The sequence below is a fragment of the Microvirga yunnanensis genome (assembly GCF_025460875.1).
The window spans coordinates 22556-44655 of record NZ_JAMXFI010000041.1; the positions used below are offsets into that span (position 1 = coordinate 22556).

The 22100-nt window shown below is 62.0% G+C and carries 28 protein-coding genes and 2 pseudogenes; 14 read left to right on the forward strand and 16 right to left on the reverse strand.

Annotated features, from left to right (window positions below):
• Positions 1-11 precede the first annotated feature (11 nt).
• The 4 genes from NF876_RS20135 to NF876_RS20150 all read left to right on the forward strand — a co-directional run bounded on the left by NF876_RS20135 (position 12) and on the right by NF876_RS20150 (position 2175).
• Complete coding sequence (locus tag NF876_RS20135) at positions 12-479, forward strand: nuclear transport factor 2 family protein (RefSeq protein WP_262270422.1); 468 nt, start codon at positions 12-14, stop codon at positions 477-479.
• A 207-nt stretch (positions 480-686) separates the two neighbouring features.
• Entirely contained in the window at positions 687-1580 is an 894-nt protein-coding gene (locus NF876_RS20140; RefSeq protein ID WP_262270423.1) for an MBL fold metallo-hydrolase, read from the forward strand.
• Positions 1581-1631: 51 nt separating this feature from the next.
• Positions 1632-1859 carry a hypothetical protein gene (locus NF876_RS20145; RefSeq protein ID WP_262270463.1) on the forward strand — a complete coding sequence of 76 codons (228 nt, stop codon included), beginning with the start codon at positions 1632-1634 and terminating at the stop codon, positions 1857-1859.
• Between the two features lie 52 nt (positions 1860-1911).
• Positions 1912-2175 carry a DUF2171 domain-containing protein gene (locus NF876_RS20150; RefSeq protein WP_262270424.1) on the forward strand — a complete coding sequence of 88 codons (264 nt, stop codon included), beginning with the start codon at positions 1912-1914 and terminating at the stop codon, positions 2173-2175.
• A 16-nt stretch (positions 2176-2191) separates the two neighbouring features.
• Here NF876_RS20150 and NF876_RS20155 read toward each other — a convergent pair whose 3' ends face one another.
• The 8 genes and pseudogenes from NF876_RS20155 to NF876_RS20195 all read right to left on the reverse strand — a co-directional run bounded on the left by NF876_RS20155 (position 2192) and on the right by NF876_RS20195 (position 8371).
• Positions 2192-2572, reverse strand: a complete 381-nt coding sequence (locus tag NF876_RS20155; RefSeq protein ID WP_262270425.1) for a DUF983 domain-containing protein — start codon at positions 2570-2572, stop codon at positions 2192-2194.
• Positions 2573-2708: 136 nt separating this feature from the next.
• Positions 2709-3215 (reverse strand): c-type cytochrome, encoded by a 507-nt coding sequence (locus tag NF876_RS20160; RefSeq protein WP_373696694.1) that lies wholly within the window; start codon positions 3213-3215, stop codon positions 2709-2711.
• Positions 3216-3234: 19 nt separating this feature from the next.
• A complete protein-coding gene (gene soxC, locus NF876_RS20165; RefSeq protein ID WP_262270427.1) occupies positions 3235-4506 on the reverse strand; it encodes a sulfite dehydrogenase in 1272 nt (423 codons plus the stop codon).
• 438 nt (positions 4507-4944) lie between these two features.
• Positions 4945-5693 (reverse strand): annotated as a pseudogene (locus tag NF876_RS20170) (SDR family NAD(P)-dependent oxidoreductase).
• Between the two features lie 124 nt (positions 5694-5817).
• Positions 5818-6213: pseudogene (locus NF876_RS20180) on the reverse strand (DUF1993 domain-containing protein); the annotation flags it as partial.
• Between the two features lie 192 nt (positions 6214-6405).
• Complete coding sequence (locus NF876_RS20185; RefSeq protein WP_262270430.1) at positions 6406-7104, reverse strand: pirin family protein; 699 nt, start codon at positions 7102-7104, stop codon at positions 6406-6408.
• Between the two features lie 69 nt (positions 7105-7173).
• Complete coding sequence (locus NF876_RS20190) at positions 7174-7923, reverse strand: SDR family NAD(P)-dependent oxidoreductase (protein ID WP_262270431.1); 750 nt, start codon at positions 7921-7923, stop codon at positions 7174-7176.
• Positions 7924-7984: 61 nt separating this feature from the next.
• The gene (locus tag NF876_RS20195; protein ID WP_262270432.1) at positions 7985-8371 is read right to left on the reverse strand and encodes a DUF302 domain-containing protein; all 387 of its coding nucleotides are present in this window, start codon (positions 8369-8371) and stop codon (positions 7985-7987) included.
• Between the two features lie 1079 nt (positions 8372-9450).
• Here NF876_RS20195 and NF876_RS20200 point away from each other — a divergent pair.
• The 4 genes from NF876_RS20200 (at position 9451) to NF876_RS20215 (ending at position 12414) form a co-directional block, all read left to right on the forward strand.
• Positions 9451-10242 (forward strand): alpha/beta fold hydrolase, encoded by a 792-nt coding sequence (locus tag NF876_RS20200; RefSeq protein WP_262270433.1) that lies wholly within the window; start codon positions 9451-9453, stop codon positions 10240-10242.
• 142 nt (positions 10243-10384) lie between these two features.
• The gene (locus tag NF876_RS20205) at positions 10385-10609 is read left to right on the forward strand and encodes a hypothetical protein (protein WP_262270434.1); all 225 of its coding nucleotides are present in this window, start codon (positions 10385-10387) and stop codon (positions 10607-10609) included.
• 84 nt (positions 10610-10693) lie between these two features.
• On the forward strand, positions 10694-10981 hold the full coding sequence (locus tag NF876_RS20210) for a hypothetical protein (RefSeq protein ID WP_262270435.1): 288 nt from the start codon (positions 10694-10696) through the stop codon (positions 10979-10981).
• 77 nt (positions 10982-11058) lie between these two features.
• Positions 11059-12414 carry an IS1380 family transposase gene (locus NF876_RS20215; RefSeq protein ID WP_262270436.1) on the forward strand — a complete coding sequence of 452 codons (1356 nt, stop codon included), beginning with the start codon at positions 11059-11061 and terminating at the stop codon, positions 12412-12414.
• Positions 12415-12626: 212 nt separating this feature from the next.
• Here NF876_RS20215 and NF876_RS20220 read toward each other — a convergent pair whose 3' ends face one another.
• From NF876_RS20220 to cphA, 5 genes are read right to left on the reverse strand one after another with little or no spacing between them, the layout of a single operon-like run.
• Complete coding sequence (locus tag NF876_RS20220) at positions 12627-12857, reverse strand: DUF6894 family protein (RefSeq protein WP_262270437.1); 231 nt, start codon at positions 12855-12857, stop codon at positions 12627-12629.
• A 7-nt stretch (positions 12858-12864) separates the two neighbouring features.
• The gene (locus tag NF876_RS20225) at positions 12865-13149 is read right to left on the reverse strand and encodes a hypothetical protein (protein WP_262270438.1); all 285 of its coding nucleotides are present in this window, start codon (positions 13147-13149) and stop codon (positions 12865-12867) included.
• An 8-nt stretch (positions 13150-13157) separates the two neighbouring features.
• Positions 13158-14012, reverse strand: coding sequence for a cyanophycinase (locus tag NF876_RS20230; protein ID WP_262270439.1), 855 nt, complete (start codon positions 14010-14012; stop codon positions 13158-13160).
• Between the two features lie 4 nt (positions 14013-14016).
• Positions 14017-14892: an isoaspartyl peptidase/L-asparaginase family protein gene (locus tag NF876_RS20235; protein WP_262270440.1), complete on the reverse strand. Its 876-nt coding sequence runs from the start codon at positions 14890-14892 to the stop codon at positions 14017-14019.
• A complete protein-coding gene (gene cphA / locus NF876_RS20240) occupies positions 14889-17765 on the reverse strand; it encodes a cyanophycin synthetase (protein ID WP_262270441.1) in 2877 nt (958 codons plus the stop codon). The genes NF876_RS20235 and cphA overlap by 4 nt, the downstream gene beginning before the upstream one ends.
• Positions 17766-18203: 438 nt before the next feature.
• Here cphA and NF876_RS20245 point away from each other — a divergent pair, with 438 nt between their 5' ends.
• The 5 genes from NF876_RS20245 (at position 18204) to NF876_RS20265 (ending at position 20213) form a co-directional block, all read left to right on the forward strand.
• Positions 18204-18407 carry a hypothetical protein gene (locus NF876_RS20245; protein WP_262270442.1) on the forward strand — a complete coding sequence of 68 codons (204 nt, stop codon included), beginning with the start codon at positions 18204-18206 and terminating at the stop codon, positions 18405-18407.
• Positions 18408-18422: 15 nt separating this feature from the next.
• Positions 18423-18761: a hypothetical protein gene (locus NF876_RS43500; protein ID WP_373696690.1), complete on the forward strand. Its 339-nt coding sequence runs from the start codon at positions 18423-18425 to the stop codon at positions 18759-18761.
• A 72-nt stretch (positions 18762-18833) separates the two neighbouring features.
• Complete coding sequence (locus NF876_RS20255; RefSeq protein ID WP_262270443.1) at positions 18834-19229, forward strand: response regulator; 396 nt, start codon at positions 18834-18836, stop codon at positions 19227-19229.
• Positions 19230-19435: 206 nt separating this feature from the next.
• Positions 19436-19675, forward strand: a complete 240-nt coding sequence (locus NF876_RS20260) for a NepR family anti-sigma factor (protein ID WP_262270444.1) — start codon at positions 19436-19438, stop codon at positions 19673-19675.
• A complete protein-coding gene (locus NF876_RS20265; protein ID WP_262270445.1) occupies positions 19665-20213 on the forward strand; it encodes a sigma-70 family RNA polymerase sigma factor in 549 nt (182 codons plus the stop codon). The genes NF876_RS20260 and NF876_RS20265 overlap by 11 nt, the downstream gene beginning before the upstream one ends.
• 245 nt (positions 20214-20458) lie before the next feature.
• Here the strand turns inward: NF876_RS20265 and NF876_RS20270 are convergent, their stop codons facing one another.
• The 3 genes from NF876_RS20270 to NF876_RS43185 are packed head-to-tail and all read right to left on the reverse strand — an operon-like array spanning position 20459 to position 21446.
• The gene (locus tag NF876_RS20270) at positions 20459-20704 is read right to left on the reverse strand and encodes a hypothetical protein (RefSeq protein WP_262270446.1); all 246 of its coding nucleotides are present in this window, start codon (positions 20702-20704) and stop codon (positions 20459-20461) included.
• Complete coding sequence (locus tag NF876_RS43180) at positions 20701-21276, reverse strand: Crp/Fnr family transcriptional regulator (RefSeq protein WP_373696695.1); 576 nt, start codon at positions 21274-21276, stop codon at positions 20701-20703. The genes NF876_RS20270 and NF876_RS43180 overlap by 4 nt, the downstream gene beginning before the upstream one ends.
• Positions 21273-21446 (reverse strand): hypothetical protein, encoded by a 174-nt coding sequence (locus NF876_RS43185; protein WP_315975057.1) that lies wholly within the window; start codon positions 21444-21446, stop codon positions 21273-21275. The genes NF876_RS43180 and NF876_RS43185 overlap by 4 nt, the downstream gene beginning before the upstream one ends.
• 341 nt (positions 21447-21787) lie before the next feature.
• On the opposite strand from NF876_RS43185, the gene NF876_RS20280 reads away from it, so the two are divergent.
• Positions 21788-22048 (forward strand): hypothetical protein, encoded by a 261-nt coding sequence (locus tag NF876_RS20280; RefSeq protein ID WP_262270447.1) that lies wholly within the window; start codon positions 21788-21790, stop codon positions 22046-22048.
• Positions 22049-22100: the final 52 nt, after the last annotated feature.

The window sequence follows — 22100 nt, forward strand, 5'->3', positions numbered from 1 at the left end:
GGAGAACGTTAATGGCCGACCGCCCTCCCCTGCCGCCCTTCACCCGCGAGTCTGCGGTCGAGAAAGCCCGCTTGGCCGAGGATGGTTGGAACAGCCGGAATCCTGAAAAGGTCGCACTCGCCTACACGGAAGACACCTCTTGGCGCAACCGGGCCGAATTCCTGCGCGGCCGGCACCAGGTGATCGAATTCCTGCGCCGCAAGTGGGAGCGCGAGCTTGATTACCGGCTGATCAAGGAGCTGTGGGCCTTCCACGAGAACCGGATTGCGGTGCGCTATGCCTACGAGTGGCATGATGACGATGGTCACTGGTACCGCTCCTATGGCAACGAGAACTGGGAGTTCGACGAGCACGGCCTGATGCAGCGGCGCTTTGCCTGCATCAACGACATGCCGATCAAGGAAGCCGACCGAAAGTTCCACTGGCCCCTCGGCCGGCGGCCGGACGACCACCCGGGGCTGAGCGAACTTGGAATGTGAGACAGGGGAAGGCTATGATCACTCTCTCAGATCATGCGTTCACAGTTTCCATTCCGGTAGCCGCCGGCGACCACGTTTGGACAAGGCGCTTGCGGCGAGCAATCAGCTCACGTCAAACCGCTGCTCCCCACGGCTCAATTCCATATCGGTCGTTTCACAACCACGGCCTTGGCGAACAGCTATTCAACCCGGAAGAGGAGATCCATCATGGGCCAAGTCACGGACAGGAGTGCGCAAGCACCCGTGCCAAGGGAGGCCTATGCGGCTGACCTCTCCCGCTTCAGCCATGGCGATTTCGACATCACGGTTTTCAGTGACGGGTTCATCACGCTTACGGCTGAGATCATTCTCCCAGACGCACCGCCGGACGAAAGACCTGCCATTCTCAGACGTCTGGGCGGCGATGCCGAAAGCGCCCCTTATCAGGTCAACATCCCCTTGATCCGTGTCGGCAACGATCTGATCCTCGTCGACAATGGCTCCGGGAATAAGTTCCAGGCCAGTGCCGGCAAGCTTGCCGCCAACTTGAATGCGGCGGGTGTCGACCCGGCCTCAATCACCAAAGTCGTGTTCACCCATATCCATCCCGATCATGCAGGCGGCACAATCCTTCCTGATGGAACGCTGCTGTGCCCCAATGCTCACTACTACGTCAATGATGCAGAATGGCGGTTCTGGACTGACCCGAATTACGAAACGACCATGCCCGCAACCCTGCATGATTTCGCTCGTGGGTCACAGCGGGACATGGCGGCCGTCCAAGACCGGCTGACCCGGTTCAAGCCCGGGGATGAGATCGTCAGCGGCATGCGGGTGCTCGCGACGCGTGGCCACACGCCGGGCCATGTCTCGTTTGAGCTCGCTGGTGGTGACGGCCTGATCATCAATGGCGATGTCTCAACGAGCAATATTTTGTTCTTCGAGCACCCGAACTGGCACTTCGGCTTCGATACCGAGCCTGAGATCGCACTCAAGACCCGCCAGGCGTTCCTTGATCGTGTCGCGAATGAGAAGACCAAGATGCTGGGATACCACTGGGTCTATCCCGGCGTCGGCTATGCCGAACGCAAGGGCACGGCATACCAGTTCGTTGCCGCATGAGGGAGATCGTCATGATCCGCAATCCTATTTTGCTCTAAGATCTTGGGGCATATGACGGTCACGGACGCAAAGGACAATCCGGATCTCGCGACGCAATTCGCGGTGCCGGGCTATGGTGCCACCATCGTGGCCGGTGACGGCTCACGCCAGCCGAGCCAGAACGAGCTGGACGGCGCCCGCTTCCAGAGCTGGCATGTGGCCGAGATTGCGAGTAGGCTGGGGTGCGGGGCCATTCCAAGACCTATAGATCTACAGATGGTATTGCCGAGACGAGCCTAGCATTCAGGCCCGCCACCGGCCCCGGCTTTGGCTCTCTAACAGGAGAAGGCACATGGCAGACACGAACGCAATCCGTGAGCACATGGAAGTGATCGGAGCCGATGGTGTCCATATCGGCACCGTTGATGGCGTCGAAGGCAACCGCATCAAGCTGACCAGGGCAGACAGCGGCATGGGAGCCCATGCCGGCCACCATCACTACGTTCCGATGTCTCTGGTCGCAGAGGTCGAGGGCGACAAGGTTAGGTTGTCCGCCACCGCGGATGTCGCGGTGACCTTCGAAGAGGAGGCCGACGGCAGCGCCCAAAGGCTGTGACGGGTCCGGCTCGAGGTTATGGCCATGACCGCTTCGCGGAGCCAGCAGCGGGGCTTTTCGTTGCCGCCAGCCGTCCCTCCTCCGCATGATATACATACTGGTTCGCAATCAACCATCCTTTGACCGGGCGCAACGGAAGGAGACTGCTCAGGAGAAGGAATGGGAGCGTCGTGAACAGGTGTACCCAGAGGGGAGCCTCAAACTCGGCCTCGATCCAGATGCCTAAGGCGGTGCTTGGCACGCCTCCGATGCTAATGGCGAGGAAGGCCGGCCCATCCGCCGGATCGGCGAAGGCGTGATCCAGCCCACACACCTCACACCTGGGTCGGAGCTGCGGGAAGCTCTGGAACAGACGTCCACGTCCACACCGGGGGCAGCGCCCTCGGAGGCCAGTCATCACTGGCGACAATGGAGGTCATTCCCGACCCGTCATCGTACAAGCCTTCAGCGTGGATCCGACCAAGGGATCCGGCTGCCTTTCATCAGGGAATCCGCCTCATCAGCGGACATCACCGGGGGCATAATGTGTCCTGCTACCTCGAGTTTCGGATGACCTGGAACTCTGGTTCGGGGATGAACCCGTCACGATTGGGCATTTGGATCTTCGGTAGATTGTTCCTGTCGAGCTTCGCGTCCGCAGGCACGATGCCGTTGAGGTTAAGGATATAGGCGACAAGCGCATAGGTCTCATCATCGCTGAGCGACCCCGGTGTCGGGTAAGGCATGGCTCTCCGGATGTAATCGAACAAGGTCGTCGTATAGGGCCAGTAGCTCCCCACCGTCTTGACGGGGCTACTCGAAGTGAGAGTGCCCTGTCCGCCGACAAGCCGATCCTTGATCCCCCCTTGGCCATTCGGCCCATGGCAAGCCACGCAATTGTTCTCGTAGACCGTTGCTCCCGCAGCAACCGTACCACTGCCTGCCGGCAGGCCGGAGCCGTCTCGCCGGACATCGATATCCCAAAGCCTGATCTCCTCAGGCGTGGCAGGTCGGCCGAAGTCGCGGCTATGGGCTGTCGAAAACAGACAGAGACAGATCATTCCGCTTGCGATGAGGGCTCTAATCGAGAACATTACGAACTCTCCCGGCGGCGTCTATCGCCCAGGTCTGCTGTGCGCTATAATGGAACAGCGCATTGGTTCCGACTTTGGCGATGAACGATTTGCGATCGGGCTGGACATTGCCCTTCTCATCGGTCGAGCGACTCACGATCTTCGTCGGCTCTCCATTCCATTCCCAATCCATCTGAAAGCGTGTCTGCGCTTTCGGAAGGATCGGATTGTTCAGGCTTGCGTCCTTCCAGCTCCTCGCGCCGTCTGTGCTGATCTCGACCCTGGTAATCTTGCCGTATCCGCTCCATGCCAAGCCGGCGATGCGGTTATAGCCGGGCTTTATCTCCATCATGCCGGACGGCGAGGTGATCACTGAGTTTACGTCCTGCCGCAACTGAAACTGTATGGCTTTACCGTCGGCCTGCAGCTGCGTATAGCGCGCCGTCTCCCAGCGCGTCATGAACGGACGGTCGCCGAACTTGAGGCGTCGCAGCCATTTGATGTTGAGGTTGCCTTCAAGTCCCGGCAGGAACAGCCGGAGTGGGAAACCATGAGCGGGCCGTAGCGGCTCACCATTCTGCCCGTAAGCGAGGATGGCCTCGCTGATCACTTCATCAGTCAGCGGAATGCTCCGCGCGACCCCTGCCCCATCGGCACCCTCTGCCAACATCCATGTGGAGGCACGATCCACTCCCGCCAGGTCGATCAGAAAAGAGAGCGGGACTCCCGTCCACTCATGCGTGCTGATGAGGCCATGGGTGTTCTGCACCGTGACATTGTCAGGCGCGCTCTTCCAGTTCTCCCACCCATTCCCGGTACATTCGAGGAAGGCAATCCGAGACATGGACGGCATGGCCCTGATGTCGCCCGTCGTCAGGACGATCTCTCTTCTGACCATACCATGCACCAGAAGCCGGTGCTTTGTAGGATCGAGGTCGGGCACCCCGGAGTGACTACGCTCGTAGTGGAGGTCCGATGGCGTGATTGTCCCGACAAGCTTATCCAGCGGCGCCTTGGAGTTGATGGCGTCGATCGGATCGACATTGCGTTTGCCAGGGCCGGCCTCCGGGATGCGCTCGATGTGCACATATTGTGAGCGTTCGCTATGGCCCGATAGGACATCCCCAGGCTCCCGTGGTGGAACATCGGCCAACGTATCCGCTGCTGCCTTGCCCGTGACAGCCGCACCAGCTGCCCCTGCGGATACCTTGAGGAACCGCCTCCGGGAAACCCGGTGATCGTCCGCCGATTGTTGCGGCGTTTTGTCTTTGCTCAACATAGGTCTCTCACCAAGCCGACGCCTATGCTGCCCGATGATAGCTTCTGCAACCACGCGCGGCGCGGGCAATGACTGCATTCAAATATGAACAATTAACCTCTTCAGAGCATCTGTCTTGGAGAGAATTGCTCCCCACTGTCAAAGCTTGCTACTGCCGCTGCACCTAACGTCCAAAATCGGTATCCTGACAGGTCCATCAAGGCAGCTTTCAGCCGTGGCATGTGCAACTGCGGGAAGCTAGCTCAAATCATCTCCACGCCACTGGCGCAGTTACTCGCCCGTAGGAGCCAAGGTTCTTGTGTGCTGCCCTCGAGCGTCATCACGTCAAAGGACAGGCTATCCTTCTTCGCATTAGTCGTTTGCAAGCAACACGTCATCGCAGACCTGAGCCAGCTTTGCAGTGGACCAGTGTCAGTCCTTCCTCGAGGCGAGCGCGGTTCACGCGAGATAGCCGCCGCTGATGTCAAGGACAAACCCTGTGATGAAACCTGCGTTGGGACCAGATAAATAGACCACGCCGGCAGCTACGTCCTCGACTGTCGCTAGGCGGCGAATTGCGAAAAGGTCCAAATGGCCCGGCGGTAGCTTTCCTTCTGAATTCGCAACCATGTCGGTCACCATGACGCCCGCCTGAATGACGTTAACAGTGATGTTGCGCCGCCCGAGGTCGCGTGCGGCACCTTTCGATTATCCGACGATTGCCGCCCTGGTCGCGACATAGTCGGTTGTGCCAGGAAAACCGGCGCGGCTACCAAGTAGCGAGCCGATCGAGATGATTCGGCCTCCGTCGGGCAGGTATCTCAAGGCAGCCCGAATGTTGGCGACGATGCCGGCAACATTCGTTGCCCATTGGCGATCCATCACAGTATTGTCAATATCAGGATCATCTAACATCTCGCCTTGCAGGGAGATGGCCGCGTTGTTCACTAGAATGTCGAGTTTCCTGAAATGGTCGACGACACTGCGGATAAGCGGTTCGGCCGCTGCGGGTCTCCCTGATCGCTTTGGAAAGCAAATCCTCGTACAGCTTTGGCCTCGATGTCCCTCACGACAGCCTCTGCCTTGCCGGCTGATGCGATGTAGGTGATCGCAACATGAGCGCCCTCAGTAGCCAGCGCTTGTGCAATCGCCCTCCCGAGACCACGAGACCCACAAGTGACAAGCGCGACCTTACCTGCAAGTGTCATGAAGTGTCATGATCAGAACTCCCTACCTACACCTGTTGATCTGCGCCTCAGATGACGCGCCTCCGACTTTCACAAGATCCGAAGCAATGTCTGACTCGCCGCTCGCGCCGGATACACGCTGCGTTCACGGAACAGGGCCCAGGAAATCGAGTTTACCAATTTCTATGCCTTTGTGGCGGAGGATCATATAGGCGGCAGCGATGTGAAAGTAGAAGTTTGGCAACGCGAACTCTAGCAGGTAACTCTGTCCACTAAATGACTTTGGCTGGCCGCGGATCATCAGCACGATCTCCCGGTTTTCAGAACCATCGACGCGTCCCGGATCGATGTCGCTGACGAACATGCTCACGGCGTTGAGCCTCCACTGCAGTTCATCGAAGCTCGTCTCGATATCGTCGAATTTCGGAACTTCGATACCAGCCAAACGCGCAGAGGCCCCCTTCGCGTGGTCAGTCGCTAGCTGCACCTGCCCGATGAGCGGAAACATGTCGGGGGCAAGACGGCTCTGCAACAAGGTGCCTAGATCGAGTCGGCGATCACCCGCCTATCCGGCGGCCTTATTCAGGATTGCAGATAGATTTGCCAATCCCTGCAGGAACACGGGCACTGAAGCTTGGTACATCGACAATGTCATTGGCGCTCTCCCGCCTGCCAAACTGTGTTAGACCCAGGACGCGATTAGCGGTACGTCAATCAAGATGAGCTCGCGTGGCTAGCCAACTTCGACAACGACGATCTCGGTCTCGCTGAGGGAAGTGACAGTAAACCGGGGCTCACCTGTCACCGCCGCACCATCGCGAGGTGCCATGGGAAAGCCATCGAGTTCGATCGAACCCACAGTCGTCACGAGATAGGCGCTTCGGCCTTTGCCAAGGTAGTGGACAATTGTTTCTCCTGGCTGCATCGACGCTATGAGCACTCGAGCGTCAGCGTTGATGAAGAGGGCACTAAGCTCGGAGGGATCACCGCTTGCTAACGCCATAAGACGTCCGTTCCGGTCAGCGCGGGGAAAGGCACGGCTGCTCCAGCGGGAGGCACCACCGCGGTGACGAGGCTCAATCCAAATTTGGAACAATCGGGCCGGGACGGGTTCAGCGTTAAACTCGGAATGGTGGATTTCTGCCCCAGCACTCATTACCTGCACACTACCGGCTTCGAGGCGCGCCTTGTTGCCAAGGTTATCTTGATGTGTAATTGCGTCCTCAAGAACATAGGTGACAATTTCGACGTTCTCGTGGGAGTGGCTCGGGAAGCCGGAGCGTGGGGCGAACTCGTCGTCGTTCCAGACCCGCAAAGCACCCAGAGGGCAATGTTCAGGCCGCCCCATATTGGCGAAGGCGAAGTGAAGCTTGTCCGTCAACCAATCGCGGTGCATGACGCCGAGGTCTTGGTAAGGACGATGGTCGATCATGATCCCACTCGCTGCGATGTGCGGTTCGGCGCAACAGCCCCCTGTTCGACAGGGCGCTGTTAGGAGCTGTCAGATTTGAGCCTCGCCGCCATCGACGAAGAGCTCGATACCAGTTACGAAGCTTGAGGCATCTGACGCCAAGAACACTGCTGCCTTACCGATTTCATCGGGATCGCCGACCCGGCCGATCGGCAGTTTGGCGGCGAAGCTGGACAGAAGATCCTGCTCTTGATCAGGAGGCACCAATCCGAGCAGGCCTGGGGTTCTGGTGGGGCCCGGGCTCAGGACGTTAACCCGTATGCCAGTGCCCTTCAGATCCAGAATCCAGGTGCGCGCGAAGTTGCGCACCGCTGCCTTGGAGGCGCTATAGATGCTAAAAGCCGGATTGGCGACCCGACTGGTGGTCGACCCAGTCAGTATAATCGACCCACCGTCCCGCATTAAAGGCAGGGCTTTCTGTACTGTAAACAGAGTGCCTTTGACATTGGTATTGAAGGTCTTGTCGAAATGCTCTTCGGTGATTTCGCCGAGAGGCGCAAATTCGCCGCCACCGGCATTCGCCACAAGAACGTCGAGCCGACCATACTGAACTTTTACCTGATCGAACAGCGCGTCCAGATCTGATAACTGCGAGACATCGGCACGGATGGCAGATGCGCTCGGGCCGATCGCGTTTACTGCAGCGTCTAATTCTGCTTGGCGACGTCCCGTGATGATGACGAAAGCGCCCTCGGAAGCGAACCGCTTGGCGATGCCAAGACCAATGCCAGTACCGCCGCCGGTTATGAGGGCGATTTTACCCTTAAGTGATTGAGACATTTCAATTACTCCTCGATTTACGGGATAGGACATAGTCCACGGCCTAGATGTCGCATCCCGACTAATTCTCCTTGGATGTGCGTGCGATGGTATTGACAATCAGTTCTTCAGCAGGGGCGAGTTTCGCAGCCATGCCGGCGGGCAGCCCATGCTTCCCTTCCAGAGACGTCGACGGGTTGAAGGTCACGTACGTCTTTCCATCGTCCGCCACGCGAACCAGGACCCGAAGTGGAAGCTCGAGCGCAAAGTCTGGTGCCTCGGTCATCAGCGGAGTTCCGCCCCTGGGATTTCCGTAGATGAGAACTATGGTTGGCGGCATGTCGAGGCCGACCGACTGGGCAGCCGCACGATGGTCAATCGTTGCAAATATCTTGAAATCCTTGCTCTCGAGAGTCGATTTCAGGCGAGCAAGCGTTTCGGCAAATGAATAGGCGCTCTCGAGTCTCATAGCTTCCTCCGCCGAAGCTCCACTTGCCATGCAGCCGATGAAAGTCGCCGCGATGCCAAGGACCCTGCTGCTGGTGAGTGCCAAAGCAACCGAGATGAGTGACCTGCTGCTCATACCCTCAGACCGGAAGCAACGAATAGGATGCATGTGCAGAGCTAATTATAGCTACAACGAAAGGTATCCCGCCCGATGAACTCTCCTTTGACGGCGCAAAGGACCAAAGACTTGTGCGTGGAATCTAGCTTACGATTAGCAGGTTCCGAGCGACCATCTTGCAGAGAATCTCCTCAAATTGTAGATTATTGCTCTTGGTGCAGCTTATTTTTGGCGGAGAAACTCTGGATAGAGAGTGACCGCGCTTGCACACAGAACACTCTGAATATTCCGAATGGGTGGTGCTGTGTCATGAGATCATGTGAAAAACTTGCGCACCGTTGCGGACTAGGACGAACATGGCCAGCCGAACCGGGTGCTCACCCGCCACATAACGTGGTTTAGAGCAACTTTCTCCTACAGAGTGTCCAATAGGACTCCCGCCGACGAGATCGGACGAAAACTGTTCTCCACGACCAACGCGCTGACACACCTCTTTCAGCGAATGGAAGCAGCCGCCTTGGTTGTTAGTGCTCGCGATAGCTAAAGTAAGACAACAGTGAGGCGCCTTCCAGGAAGAGTCGAATTTGTCATGGCCTTCGAAGTGCTGCAAACGCGCCATCGCACCCGTTCGTGGTTTGTTTGACCACAATCCAAAATATAAGCGATTTCTTGCAATCCGATCGGTGCGAGTTTTTGCATGCTCGATCGGACGAGGATGACAGTTTCGGACCAAGCCAAAGCCCCGGTCTGGCCACACGCCCTGTGTCGCTTCGCCGACCACAATGGGGACCCCAGTTTTGGTGTTAGCAGGATGGCGAGAGAGGATTAAAGCCTGATTGGGAATGGAGAGGAAGTGCTGTGCCTGCCCGGCTGTCAGCACGCCCGCATCAAGGCGATACAGATCAAGCAGGAGGGGCTACAATCACACGGTTTTCGTGCACGTGGCGCGCTACCGAAGAACCTGAACACCCGATGGTAAGAATATGAGCGAGCCTATCCTTCATGATGAAGAGCAGGGCGACGGATCGCCTGCCCTCGTGTTTCTGCACTATTTCGCCGGCTCCCTGCGGTCTTGGACCCATGTGGCCGGAGATCTGTCGCGCATCTACAGGTGTCTGCGGATCGATCTTCCAGGCTTCGGCCGCTCGCCGCCCTTACGGGCCTTCAGCGTCGATGCGGTTGCCCAGGTGCTTTCGCGGCGCATTGCGGGCCTTCGCCTCGAGTCTTTCGTCCTCATCGGCCACTCCATGGGCGGCAAGCTGGCGCTCGCCTGCGCCGCCGCTCATCCTCCAAGCCTTGCTGGCGTGGTCTTGGTGGCTCCGTCACCCCCTTCGCCTGAGCCAATGGACGAGAAGGAGCGAGCGCGCCTGCTGACAACCCACCGCGACCGCGCCTCGGCGGAGCATACACTACGCATGATCACTCAGCGACCGATCCTGGCAGAGGAAGCCGAAATCTGTATCGCCGACAACCTCATGACCTCAGCCGATGCCTGGAACTGGTGGCTGGCGCAGGGTAGCCGCGAGAACATCACGGCTCAGGCCGAGCGGATTGTCTGCCCGGTCTTGGTCCTGGGCGGCAGCGCTGACCCGGTCATCCCGCCGCCCGTGATTACGACCGAGGTTATGCCCCGGCTCGCCGACGCCTCTCGCGTCGAGATTGCACGTGCCGGACACCTCCTTCCGTTCGAGGCCTCAAAGGAGGTTGCAGATAGTATCCAGAGATTCGTCCGTGAGAGATGCCGTGGCACGGCGCCGAGAGCCGATCGGTCGTGACCGGTGGGGAGACGCGCGGTACCCCTTCGGGTAGCCTTGCAATTACCCATAGGGACGCATCCCCGCTCTCCATTCTGGGCTATAGCGGAGCGTTAACGAAAGTTAACGCCGAGCTGTGCCGCGCCGTGTAACCTGCCGTGCGATGCACCCTTCCGATCGCCCCGATTCGCCTCCCGACGAGCCCGAGCAGGGCCAACGCTCGCTCAGCGAGACAGTCGAGCGCGCCAACCGGGCGATTGAGGGATCGCGGGCCGAAATCGCCCGCTCGAAAGCGCTGGGCCAGTCGGTCGCCGATCTGAACGGCGACATCGAACGGGCTCGCGAGAAAGACAGCAACACTTCAGTGGTGCGAAGTGACAAGGCTTAATCCAGGGACGTGTCTCTATGGATCGGGAATGTCGGATGGATCCGGCCCCTCTTGGCGCGCGATCTCATCTAGGATAAGTTGCCGGTGGAACCGAAACTGCTCAAGGGTTTCATCGTAGTTCCGCAGCAGCCTGCTGGCTTCCGTCGTATTCTGTCCCTTCCTGGTCATCTGTTCGATCAGGGCGATCTGCTCGGCCACACGCCTCTCTCCCGCGGCGATGTCGAGATCCGCCTTGGCGAGGTCTTCGCGCTCTTTCCAGGCATGGGGCATGACGCTGCCGATCATGCACCTGAGCGCGCACATGTGCCACCCATTTTCGGCACCTTAGCCGTTCTTATGCATGAGGCGGCTGATAAGGGCTGGCGGATGTAGCTTAAGGCCTTGAAGCAGCGTAGGATTTAGTTGCTGAGACTAACCCCTGCCACCGATTGCACTGTGCCACACCCGCCATGCCGGACGATACAACCGCAACGTTCCCGTTTCCAGCCGTATCCCGCAAGAAGATCACCGCTGCTTTCGACGGTGGACGCTTGTCGTCCGACGGCGGCGTCATGCTCCTGGCCCAGGCCGAGCGCCGGCTCGGCATCGCCGAGCGGCTGGCGCGCCTCATCCCGGATCGGCGCGATCCAGGCCGCGTGACGCACGCCATTCCTGACATGATCCGCGCCCGCATCTTCGCCATCGCGTGCGGCTATGAGGACTGCAACGACTTCGGCCCGCTGCGCGCTGATCCAGCGTTCAAGCTCGCCTGCGGGCGCCTGCCGGAGAGCGGAGCCGATCTGGCCTCGCAGCCGACCCTCTCGCGGCTGGAGAATGCGCCGACGATCCGCGATGCGATCCACCTGAGCTACGCTCTGGTCGACCAGTGGATCGACAGCTATGCCACCCCGCCCGACGGCGTGGTGCTGGACGTCGACGACACCTGCGATGTCGTGCATGGCCATCAGCAACTCTCCTTGTTCAACGCGCATTACGACGAGCGCTGTTTTCTCCCGATCCACGTCTACGACGCGGCGACAGGCCGACCGGTCGCCATCGTGCTGCGGCCGGGCAAGACACCTTCGGGTCGTGAGGTGCGGGCGCATCTGCGACGCCTCGTGCGGCGCATCCGGGCGCGTTGGCCTCTCACCCGCCTCACGATCCGCGGCGACAGTCACTATGCCCGTCCCGAGGCCATGGCGTTCTGCGAGCAGAACGGCGTCAGCTATCTGTTCGGTCTGGCCGGGAGCCGGCCGCTCACCAGCAAGGTGCAGGACACCGCTGATGCGGTGCGCACCCGACGGGCCGTCGAGGATTGCGAGGTGGTGCGTGGCTTTGCCGAGACGACGCACCGGGCCAAAAGCTGGTCATGCGAGCGCCGGGTGGTGGCCCGCATCGAAGCCACCCGCCTCGGGCTCGACATCCGGTTTGTGGTCACCAATCTGATCGGCACCAGCCCACGGGTCATCTACGAGAGCCTGTACTGTGCCCGCGGCCAAGCCGAGAACTGGATCAAGTTCCACAAGGCGCAGCTCGCCTCCGACCGGACCTCGTGCCGGCGCGCCGCAGCCAACCAGGTCCGCCTCGTGCTGCACACGGCGGCGTATTGGCTGATGCTGGCGGTGCGGGAGGCGATCCCGGCTGCTCGCGATCTCGCCCGGGCCGAGTTCGCGACGCTGCGGCTGCGCCTGCTCAAGATCGCCGTGCGGGTGCAGGAAACCACCAGCCGCATCCGGCTGGCCTTCGCCTCCTGTTGCCCGGAAGCGGATCTGGTCCGTCGGCTTGCGGTGGCTCTCGCACCTCAGCCCCGGTCCGCCTCGCCCTGAGCGGTGGGGCTGCTGTCGCCCCGATCACCCCATGTTGTTCCCGCCAACGCGTTCCCCTGTTCCAGACCTCGCCGCGATGAAACAGACGCAGCGGATCCGCACGCCCAAGTCGCAAATCAGGTCACTGCAACAAGCTCAGGTGAATACGATCGGTTAGGAGCCGGGGCCTGCTGCCAGAGTACAGTGTACCAGATGAAGAGCCAGGATGGACCTCAACGCCGTTCACTGCCTGGAAAGCATACCGACGCGTATCCCTGACCTGCCTCCTCCACGATCTCGATCGTCAGGCCCTCGTGCCGCAGGTGTTGAGGCAGGAAGGCTTGGAAATGGTCGGCAACATGTCGGGCCGCACCCCGGGCGGCTTCAAGGTTGGGTAGATCTTGGATCTCAAAGTCCTGCGCGAAGAAGATCCCGCTGTAAGCATGAAAGCAGTAGCGCGCCACGGCCGCGTCATCCCATTCCCAGGATGTCGCCGAGGCAGGACACCCATCCAAAGACAAGGGCCTCGTCCCAATGATCGAGGAACCGGCCCAGCGGACGCTCACGGGCATGCAGGGCGATGATGATGCTCAGAAGGGCTGCCAGGAACGCCAGATCGAAGAACAGGTTCGGGCCTCCCGACGCCACCTGGAACCCGCAGACGAACGCGAACACGGCGAGCTTGAGGCCGAAGCGAGCGATCACCCGCCGGGAACGCTCGGGAAGGCTCCGGCCAAGGGCGCACAGATCGGTCACGGTCTGTCTCATCTTCGTTCCGGTGTCTCGATGGCATGGCTGGTCGTCACGTCGGGCACCTCGGCCGGCCTGCGTCTTGCGAGATCGAAGGTGTCGCCCGAGCTCAACACGTGCAGGCGGATGTCGTACATGGAAAGCGCCCGCTCGGGCCGCGCCTCGGCGATGTTGGACTGCGTGACGCCTGCCCCATCGACCACGTAGACGCAGCCACTGCCGATCACGTCGAAGCGGCCATCCTGAAGCACGAGGGCCGTGTCCTCGTCGATCCCGATACCGAGTTCGCGCGGGTTGTGCGCCACGGCCCCGAACAGACGGCCAAAGCGACCTCGCTCGGCAAAATGCTGGTCGATGATGACGTTGCGGACCAAGCCAAGCCCCGGCGCCATGTGCAGGTCGCCGATCTTGTACGACTCGCCGCTCGTTCCCTTGACCAGCATGGTCTCGCTCATCATCGAGGCCCCGGCCGACGTGCCGGCGATCAGGCCTCCCGCCTGATGGATCTCGCGCACCCGTTGCTCGATCGGCGTGTCGCCGATCTGGCTCGAGATCCGCAACTGGTCGCCGCCTGAGAAGAACACGCCGGCGGCTCCCTCGAGGACCCGCAGCTTGTCAGGATCGAGCGTCTCTGCCCGGTCCTTCACGTACAGCTCGACCAGGTCCGAGATACCGAGATCCGCAAACGCCGTCTGGTAGGCCTCGAAGTAGCCTTCCGGCTGATGCGAGGCCACCGTGGCCAGGACGAGCTTGCCGCCGTTCAGGTGGCGGGCCACCTCGCGCAGGATGACGCGCTCGCCCTCCTTGTCCTCGCCGCCCCCGATGACGATCAGGGGTCCGGGGGTTCTCTTGCTGCCGCGGTCTGTCATTGTCCTAGTCGATCTCCTCGTCCTGCCGCAGGCGGACCGATGGGGCGGCCATGACGTCCGTCACCCAGGCGACCGCAAAATGCGAGCTGTTGTGAGCCCAGCCAACCCGCCCCAGACGGTCAAGGACGATCGCGCCGGCCTCTCCCCCGACCCGTTCGAGGTGCGCCAGCGAGGTGTCGGCGGCGGCCTGCGGCGCCTGATTCCGCTCGAGCGCCTGCATCACGCGGGCGGCGAGCAGGACACGAGCGATGCATTCGCCATCTCCCGAGAAGGCGACACCCCCGACCTGATCGTCGGCATAGAAGCCGCAGCCCGGCAGCGGGGAGTCCCCGACCCGCCCCGGATGGGTTCCGTCGAGTCCTCCGGTTGACGTGCCGGCCGCGATCCGGCCGGAGCTGTCCAGGGCGACGCAGCCGACGGTGTCGTGCTCGTGCGGCCGCTCGGCCGATCCGTCCTGACGGGGCGAGATCAGCTCCCCGGGATCGCAGAGTTCGGCACCGTGCGCGGCGGCGAAGCGGCGAGCTCCCTCGCCGACCAGCAGGGTCGGTGGCTCGCCGAGCATCCGCCGGGCCACGGAGATGGGATGGCGCACGCCCTGGATCGCGGCGACAGCCCCGATGGCGAGGTTGCTGCCGTCCATGAGGGCAGCGTCCATCTCGACCTCGCCGGCGGCATTCAGGTCCGAGCCGTACCCGGCGTTGAAGGCGGGATCGCTCTCCAGGACCTGGATCGCGGCCTCGACCGCGTCCACGGCCGAGCCACCCTGCGCCAGGATCGCCTGTCCGGCCGAGATGGCCTCGAGGCATCCGCGCCGGTTGGCGTCCTCCTGCTCCGGAACGATCTCCTTGGCGCCGCCATGGACGACGATCGCCCAGGTCACGCGGTTCTCCGCCACGTGTCCGTTCCGTCGGCTTGCCGTTCGATCTCCGCCTCATAGCGGGTCTCGGGCGACACGCGGAATTCGAGCACCTGCTGCCACATGGCCTCGACCTCGGTCGGCGTGAGCACCACCAGGTCTCCCGGGCGCGCCATGGCAAGGCACACGGGGGCGGCGTCCTCCTCGTTCATGACGCGGCGGATGCGGTCCTCGGGAAAGCCGGCGGCGAGCGCCCCCTGGGTCAGGAGTTCGATGATCTCGCCCGGCTTGCGGCCCCGGCGGGCCGGGTCCTCCCGGAAGACGATCTCGTCGAAGTACCGCGTGGCGAGTGCCCCCATCTCGCGCATGTCCTCGTCGCGGCGGTCGCCCGGGATGTTGATCATGCCGATCACGCGCCGATACTGCGGGCGCAGCTTCAGGATGAGGTCGCCCAGCGCCTGGAGGCCGGCCGGATTGTGGGCGTAGTCCAGGATGACGCGGAAGCCATGCCCGTCGAAGACGTTGAGGCGACCGGGGTTGTGCTCGAACGACGTGGTGTAGGTCGACAGGGCGCGGCGGATGACGATGGGCGGCACGCCCTGGGCATAAGCCATCGCAATGGCGCCAAGAGCATTCTGGACGTTGAACTCGGCCAGTCCGTCGAAGGTCGCCGGGATCTCCGCGGTCGGCATCAGGTGAATCGCATCCCCGTCATCGTGGATGATGATGTCACCGCCAGGGGACCGTCCGGACTCGCGCACCACCGCGAGGCCGCCGGCCGCGATGTGCTCGCGCAGGACGTCCGGCATGTCGGAGCCTCCGCGAAGCGAGAAGTAGCACAGCCTTCCGCCGGCCCGCCGGCGCATGCTCACGCACATGGGATCGTCGGCATTGAGGATGCTGGTGCCATTGCGGTGCACGGCCTCGACCACCACCGACTTGACCCAGGCGAGATCCTCGACCGTCTCGATGCCCTTGAGCCCGAGATGATCCGGCTGGATATTGGTGACGAGGCCGACATCGGCCTCCGGGAAGCCGAGGCCCTCGCGCAGGATGCCGCCCCGGGCCGTTTCTAGCACCGCCACGTCGACGGTCGGGTCGCGAAGCACGGCGCGGGCGCTCCATGGGCCCGAGGCATCGGCCTCCACCACCCTGCGGCCGTTCATGTAAATTCCGGTCGTCGAGGTCATCCCCACGCACAGCCCATGGGCATGCATGATGTGCCCGATCATGCGGGCCGTGGTGGACTTGCCGTTGGTGCCCGTGATCGCCAGGATCGGGATGCGGGTCGGCGCACCGCGCGGGAACAGCATCTCGATCACCGGGCGGGCCACGTTGCGGGGCCGCCCTTGCGAGGGCTGGAGGTGCATGCGGAAGCCCGGCGCCGCGTTGACCTCGATGATCCCGCCGCCGGTCTCGTGCACCGAGCGGGTGATATCGGGCGCGATGAAGTCGATGCCCGCGATGTCGAGGCCGATGGTCCGCGCGGCGCGGCGGGCGATCATGGCGTTGTCGGGATGGATGTCGTCGGTACGGTCAATGGCCGTGCCGCCGGTGGACAGGTTCGCCGTGTCGCACAGGTACACGACCTGGCCTCTCGCCGGGACGCTGTCGATGCTCAAGCCCACTTTGGCGAGCACACCCTGCACGTGATCGTCCAGCCTGATCCGCGTCATGACATTCTCATGCCCTTCACCCCGGCGGGGATCCCGGTTCACCTCGTCGACGAGCGCGGCGATGCTGCGACTGCCGTCGCCCACCACATGGGCCGGGACGCGCTCGGCCACGGCGATCACCTCACCGTTCACCACCAGGATGCGGTGGTCACGCCCCTGGTACTGCTGCTCGACGATGATCCGCCGGCCGTGCCGGGCCGCCTCCTCGAAGCCGTCCCGCACCGCCTCCGGGGTGGCAAGGCCGATGCTCACGCCGCGGCCATGGTTGCCGTCGAGCGGCTTGGTCACGACGGGATAGCCGATCCGGCCGGCCTCGCGCACGGCGTCGTCGGCCCGGCGCACAATGACACCGCGCGGCACTGGCAGGCCGGCGTCCCTGAGAAGCTGCTTGGTCAGGTCCTTGTCACTCGCCGCATCGGTGGCGATCTGGCTGGTCTGGCTCGTGATGCTGGCGCGGATGCGCTTCTGGTGCCGTCCGGTCCCGAGCTGCACCAGGCTCTGGTCGTCCAGGCGGATGGCGGGGATTCCCCGCCGCTCGGCCTCGCGCATCAGCGACTGGGTGGTCGGGCCGAGGGCCACGCGGCGATGCAGGCGTTGGAGTTGATCGATCGCCGCATCCAGGTCGAACGTGCCGTCCCGCATGACCGTCTCATGCGCCTCGCAGATGCGGTCGAGTCCCCTGATGCCCTGCAAGCCGGACGGCAGGAGAGAGTCCACGAGTTGCAGGGCCAGGCGCCCGGCGAGCAGGCCAACAGCTTCTTCCTCGTAAGCGAACATCACGTTGTAGACGCCGGGCTGGCCTTTGACGGACCGGGTCTTGCCCCGTGTGACGCCGAGGCCGATGCGGGATTGCAGCTCGATCGCCACGTGCTCGGCCACATGACCGAGCCAGGTGCCGTCCTCCAACCGCCTTATGAACCCGCCAGGCTCGTTGTACGAACACCCGTGCCGCCCGAGGCCGGGCAACAGCGTCAGAAGGCGCTCGTTGAAGCCCGGCACCTTGTTCGAAGGCCAGTCCTCCAGCGCGCCGAGATCCACCTGGATGCGGATCATGGGCAGCGAGCCGTAGAGATGCGGGCCGCGGTACACGCCGCGCTCGACAACTCTCATCGGCGGTCCAGAGGGTGTCGGCGACGGCTGCTCCGAAGCGAGTCCCGTCTCAATTTCGTTCAGCGTGTAGGGAAGTTCGGCGTTTGGGGTGTCCGCTGCATCACGGATCATGCTGTTGGCTCCAAAGGGCATACACATCGGCACGACGGGACCGTTGCCATCCGCTTTACGCAAAGCGGAGGCGTGCCAGGGTTGAGGATTGCTGACGACTGCCTGGAACGACGTGTCCAGGTGCATACAAACCGTGGCGGCCCGCCCATGTTCCGTGGGGCGCGACAGAATCAAGGAGTTGAAGGCTGATCGCTGCTTTCTACCCTTGCGAGTAACATAAGTTAGCCGTCGACCTGGGTGTGCGAGCGTTCCAAATCCCTCCACGCACGGATACGGCGGGAACCACGGTAGCCTGATCCTTGTTCACGAGGTCTCTGTCCGATGGCGCAGACCATCGTCCGGTTGGCCGAGCAGGAGCGTCATGGCAGAATTGTCCGGATCGCCATTTAGGAAGGGTGCCGATCAGCGGCTGGAGCGGCAGACAAGCCGAGGGGCGCAATGATCCCGAGCCAAGGTGGTATCCGTTCCGGCGCGGGCATCATCCTGTCGGCCGCGGTGATCTTCGCCGTGCTGAAGCATGGCCCGGCTTCCGTGGATACGCCGTGGGGCCTGCTGGTCGCCCTCGCGGCCGCACTGGGACTTCACGTGCTGAGCCTGTGCTCCGCCATGTCTCTCGGTGCCCGTAGGCCCGACGATGAGTGACGGCGCGACGCAACCGTGCCCGGGCAACTCCACGGCCCCGACCGTCACTGGGACGCCGGGCAGATCGGGTGCCAGTTCACGATTAACGGCAGCAATGTCATCACGGGCGGCCTGATCCTCCGTCCGGCCCCGATCACCGTGCTGCTGTTCCTGCTCCAACTCGGCCAGTTCCCGCTCGGCGCCGCGACGGTTGCCGCGTTCAGCCTGGGATTGGCAATCACCATGGTATCGATCGGTGTCGCAGGCACCTGGGAGCTTTTCCCTTGCCTCAGGCCCTCAAGGTCCTCAGCTATCGGAAAGGCTCCCTCGCTGGTTGCAACTGGCGAGGGAGTTCTTTTGCGCGCCCGCGCCTGAAGCCGTGCAGCTCAACTTAAGTGAATGCCGGCTTCTCGGCCCTCCTGTAGCGGTGAGACTATGAACAGCGAAATGACCGAACAGCCCTGCTGCCTCGTCATTGAGGATCAGGCGCTCATTGCCATGTCGATCGAGACTTACCTTGAGGACGCCGGCATCGCCGTGCAGACCGTAGGCTCCCTGGCCGAGGCGCGGGCCTGGCTGGAGGCCAACACAGTTGACGTGGCCATTGTCGACTTCATGCTCAAGGATGGCTGTGCCACAGGACTTGCTGGGGATCTCACCGGGCGGGCCATCCCGTTTGTGATCTATTCCGGCTACCCGATCAGTCAGGGCGTACCGTCTGAGCTTCAGGGCGTCCCTTGGCTCGAAAAGCCCACCAGCCGTGAGGATTTGATGAAGGTGGTGCTGACAACCCTCATGGCCGTGTCAGGGCGGACGCCACCCAGTCCCAGGCTCCATTCCTGAAATCTGTCCAGTTTAGGGACGCTCTCACCTCCATAGGTGAAGCCTGGCTAGATCTTCCTGATGAGGCAGGAGATGCGTCAACTCGTCCTGCGCCCGTCACGATTATCGCAGGTGAATGGCGGCACTCCCTCGCTGACGTAAGGCAGGGTGTCTTCCGCACCCCCACAAGACTAGAGGGCACCCTGGCAGTGTCTGGAGAAGCAAGCGTGCCCACAAACAACCTCAACACCAACGCCACTCTGATCGAACCGGACACCCTTGAGGACCTCCTGAACGCCAACGGCGATCCAGGTCCCGAGCCGGTGCTGCCGCCCCATGTGGCGACGTTCCTAGGGGAGCAGCTCCAAACCTTCTATTCCCATCTGATGAATGAGCCGGTGCCCGACCGGCTCATTCAGCTTCTTGCGCAACTGGACACAAAACAGGGCGGCCCTGATGGCGAGTGAGGATCCCGTCCGCCAAGCGATGCTGAAGGCCATTCCGCACCTGCGTGCCTTCGCCATCTCGCTGACCGGCAACGTTACCTATGCGGACGACCTCGTGCAGGCGGCACTTTTGCGCGGGCTTGAGAACCTCGACAAGTTCCAGCCCGGCACGAGCATGCAGGCCTGGCTCTTCACCATCCTGCGCAACCAGTTCTACACCGATATGCGCCGCAGCCGCCGGGAGGTGGACGATCCGGAAGGGGCGTTGGCTGGCAAGCTGGCGATCATGCCCGAACAAGGCTCGCGCCTGGACTTCACGGACATGGAGGCGGCATTGGCCAAGCTCAGTGTCGAGCACCGTGAGGCGTTGCTGCTCGTGGGTGCCGAGGGTGTCTCCTATGAGGAGGCCGCCCAAATCTGCGGTGTCAACATTGGCACGATCAAGAGCCGCATCAACCGCGCCCGGACCCGCCTCGCCGAACTCCTCGCCCTTGAGGCTGAGGAGGACTTCGGCCCCGACCGTCTGGTCAAGGCGGCGCTGTTCGTGCAGACACCTTAGGGACCTCACATCCGTGTCATTGGGGATCTCCAGAACTGAGGACCAGTACCGCTTTCATCACTACTCCTCATCCACTGCAAAGTCCCCTTCGGGTCAGGGACCGAGATTCCCTTCGCGTTGAGAACGTCTGGTTCGATCAGGATTGTTGCCTTCGAGCTTAGGTCTCAGGAGTACCATCTCCAGACGTTCCGGATACAGGGACACTCACCTTCGAAGAAGGCCATTTGTGGAACTGCCAAGCCGACTCAGCGGCGGCTGGCAAGGTGCTGGGCGATTCCTTCGAGGGCGGCATCCAGATCGGCGTAGGTCGGGTGCCCCAATCCTTCCAGGACACCGAACTTTGCTTCCACGTACCACCGTCCGGGAGCCACCTCGTTGTTGTCCGAGAGCCGGACCAGCACCGCCACCAACCGCTGCTCCTCGTCAAGGACCAGCATGCCGTCCTCATCGAAGCCAGTCGCCACGCGGATGGGCTGAAGGATAAGGCTCATGCGGCGGCCTGTTCAATCTCCAGATGCAGGTAGGTCGGGTCGAACTCGCCCACCTGCTTCAGCCGGTCCCAGTCGGGAATGGTCAGCCGTGTCCCTTCGGTCACGATGAGACCCTCGGCCCGCATCTGCTGGAACACTCGGTTGACATGCACCGGGGTGAAACCGAGCGCATCGGCGAACTCCACCTGGGTGATCGGCAGGTCACAGGCATGGTCCTCGACCAGTCCCACAGCCTTCAGGCGCACCATCAGCTCGCATAGGAGGTGGGCCGTGCGGCTGACGCCTTCACGCCGCCCGACATTCATCACCCACTCGCGGAAGATGGCCGCATCGATCAGGGTCTCGCGCCAGAACGCGCTCGTGATCCGCGGAAAACGGGTGCAGAGGTGGCGCAGATCCTCGTGGGTGATGAACCCCACGCTGCATGGGCTCAAGGTGGCCACGCTGTTGTCGAGCACCTTCAGGTGCAGGCTCTGGAGGTCGGGAATGTCGCCGGCAATGGTAAACGAGACGATCTGGCGCTTGCCTTGCCCTGTGATCTTGTAGGTGCAGGCAAAGCCGCTCAGGATCAGGCAACTCCGGGAGGGACGATCCCCTCGCGCACGATGTCCTGATCCTCCTTGAGCGCCGACACCTGCATGGGCAAGTCTTGCAGGGCCTGCCGCTCATCGTCGGTCAGATCAAAGATGCTTTCCAGCTTGCGGATAAGCGGATTGTAAGCGGGATGGGAAGGTGAGTGCATGAGGCGGCTCCCTGTTTTGCAGGCGGGAGCACATGTCTCTCAGTCACCAGCGCCCAAGGTCAGTGGCTGATAATGAGATAGCAGTCTCACATAAACGTTGGGTTGTCCCAAACCTATGTTAGTTGTTCGCAATAACTTTATCGTTCCAATCGGACGCGACCAAGATGACCATCATTCACTCAGGACCGTTATACTGCGCCCACCCCAACTTATGTTAGTCGCGAACCCACACCTGGTTGAAAGACTGTTTGGGCCAAAGGATGTACGTAGGCGTCCTTGTTTCTCCTGGGTGTTTGGCTCCTTCGCAGTTGAGCTTCCTGCCCCAACCTGAAGGCAAAGACATGAGCCTCGACATCTCGCTCCATCCCCTCCGTGTGCTCGTCGATGGTCATGACAGCGAGGGCAGGCTCATCCTCGCCGATGGGCAACTCACGGCCGTGTTCGTCCGCCTTGACGGGAGGCACCATGACCCCCAGCACAAGGGGCGGTGGCACCTGGAAGCCGGATTCGGCAAGTCCAACGTTCGCGAGGCGCCCCTGTTCAGGACGCCCGAGGAGGCTGGAGCTTGGATCGGACAAGTCCTAATGGGCAAGGCCGCCTAGTTTCCGGAAGCCCTGTATGGAGCTCTCCTGAGCTGCGGCACGATTGCGCGAT